Annotated in this window: 2 protein-coding genes; both read right to left on the reverse strand. The window is 66.5% G+C overall.

Features of this window, described 5'->3' with window-relative positions; translation table 11 throughout:
• Positions 1-1,658 (reverse strand): GMC family oxidoreductase (locus VMJ11_RS06410; RefSeq protein ID WP_325618080.1); only part of this gene is annotated, 1,658 nt, incomplete at its 3' end.
• A 154-nt stretch (positions 1,659-1,812) separates the two neighbouring features.
• Positions 1,813-2,500 (reverse strand): aldehyde dehydrogenase family protein (locus VMJ11_RS06415; protein WP_325618082.1); only part of this gene is annotated, 688 nt, incomplete at its 5' end.

Genomic DNA, 2,500 nt, shown 5'->3' on the forward strand with positions numbered 1-2,500 from the left:
CGGTCGGCGCGCAGCATCTCGGCGGCGCGCTCCGCGATCATCAGCGTCGGCGAATTCGTGTTGCCCGAGGTGATGGTCGGCATGACCGACGCGTCCACCACGCGCAAGCCCTCCACGCCGCGCACGCGCAGGCGCGCATCGACGACTGCGTCTGCATCGTCGGCGCGGCCCATGCGGCAGGTGCCGACCGGGTGAAAGATCGTCGTGCCGACGTTGCCGGCCGCCTCGCGCAGCTCGCTCTCGGTCTGGTACGCGAGGCCCGGCAGGATTTCCTGCGGCTCGTAGCGCGCAAGCGCCGCTGAAGCGGCGATGCGCCGCGTGAGCCGCAGCGCGTTGGCGGCCACGCGCAGGTCGTGATCGGTAGATAGATAGTTGGGCGCGATTTCGGGCGCCTTCGACGGATCCGCCGATACGGCATGGATGCTGCCACGGGAAGTGGGCCGCAGATTGCACACCGAGGCCGTGAACGCATTGAAGCGATGCAGTGGCTCGCCGAAGCGGTCGAGCGAAAGCGGCTGCACGTGATACTGGAGGTCGGGCCGCGTGAGTGCGGGATCGTTCGGGTCCGATTTCGCGAATGCGCCGAGCTGCGAGGGCGCCATCGACATCGGCCCGCTTTGCAAGAGCGCGTACTCCATGCCGATCATGAGCTTGCCCCACCAGTGCGCGGAGGCCGTGTTGAGCGTGCGCACGCCGTTCACGCGAAACGCCATGCGCAGTTGCAGATGATCCTGGAGGTTCTCGCCCACGCCGCGCAAGTCCTGCACGACGTCGATGCCGAGCCGCGCGAGACGGCTCGCCTCGCCGATGCCGGAAAGCTCCAGCAGTTGCGGCGAATTCACGGCGCCCGCGCTGAGGATCACTTCACAGCGCGCGCGCGCCACATAGTCGACGTCACCGCGATACTCGACACCCACGCAGCGCTTGCCCTCGAAAATCACGCGCTGCGTGAGCGCGCCCGTCACGATGGTGAGATTGGGCCGCTTCATCGCCGCGCGCAAGAATGCCTTCGAAGCACTCCAGCGCACGCCGCGCTTCTGGTTCACCTCGAAATAGCCCACGCCGCTGTTGTCGCCGCGATTGAAGTCTTCGGTGGCGGCAATGCCCTGCTCCTGCGCGGCCTGCGCGAACGATTCGAGAATCTGCCACTTGAGGCGCTGCTTCTCGACGCGCCATTCGCCGCTCGCGCCGTGAAACTCGCTCGCGCCGCCGTGATGGTCTTCGCTGCGGCGGAACACGGGCAGCACGCTGTCCCACGACCAGGCCGAATCGCCGGTTTCCTGCGCCCAGCTGTCATAGTCCTCGCGCTGGCCACGCATGTAGATCATGCCGTTGATCGACGACGAGCCGCCCAGCACGCGCCCGCGCGGGTATGCGAGCGAGCGCCCGTTGAGGCCCTTCTCGGCGGCGGTCTTGTAGAGCCAGTCGGTACGCGGATTGCCGATGCAATACAGGTAGCCGACGGGGATGTGAATCCAGTGATAGTCGTCCTTGCCGCCCGCTTCGATGAGCAGCACGGAAATGTCCGGGTCTTCGGTCAGCCGGTTGGCGAGCACGCAGCCCGCGGTGCCGGCCCCGACGATCACATAGTCGAATTCGCCTTCGAGGCGCCGCGATGACGCCCCACGTGCGCCAGCTGATTCGCTCGTTGCAGGCATGATGTGTCTCCAGTCCCATGCAAGATGTTTTCTACGCGGCGGTGGCCGTTCTGTTTGTCTCGTGCACTTCGTACTACGCTCGCGCCGCCGGGCGGCGGAAAATGCTTTGGCATGCTTGCGAAAATGCCTGGCGAAGCCGCCCGGCCCTGCTCGCCTACTTCGCTACCGGCATCGTGAACTCGGCGCCCTTGGCGATGCTGTCCGGCCAGCGCTGCATGATGCTCTTGTAGCGCGTGTAGAAACGCACGCCTTCCTCGCCATACGCATGGTGATCGCCGAATAGCGAGCGCTTCCAGCCACCGAAGGAGTGCCACGCCATCGGCACCGGAATCGGCACGTTGATGCCCACCATGCCCACCTTGATCTGGCGCGAGAACGCGCGTGCAACGCCGCCGTCGGACGTGTAGCACGACACGCCGTTGGCGAACTCGTGCGCGTTGATGAGCTCCACAGCGCTCGCGAAGTCCGGCACACGCACGACCGAAAGCACCGGACCGAAGATTTCTTCCTTGTAGATCGTCATGTCGGTCTTCACGCCGTCGAACAGCGTGCCGCCGAGGAAGAAGCCCTCCTCGTGGCCCTCCACCTCGTGGCCGCGCCCGTCCACCACGAGCTTCGCGCCCGCGGCCACGCCCGCTTCGATATAGCCCTGCACCTTCGCGCGATGCACACTCGTGACGAGCGGGCCCATTTCCGAGGCGCCATCCATGCCGCTGCCGATCTTGAGCGACTCGACGCGCGGCGCGAGGCGCTCGACCAGCTCGTCGGCGATATGGCCCACGGCCACGGCCACCGAGATCGCCATGCAGCGCTCGCCGGCCGAGCCATAGGCCGCGCCGATC

The sequence above is a fragment of the Paraburkholderia sp. genome (genome assembly GCF_035501035.1).
Lineage (GTDB): Bacteria > Pseudomonadota > Gammaproteobacteria > Burkholderiales > Burkholderiaceae > Paraburkholderia.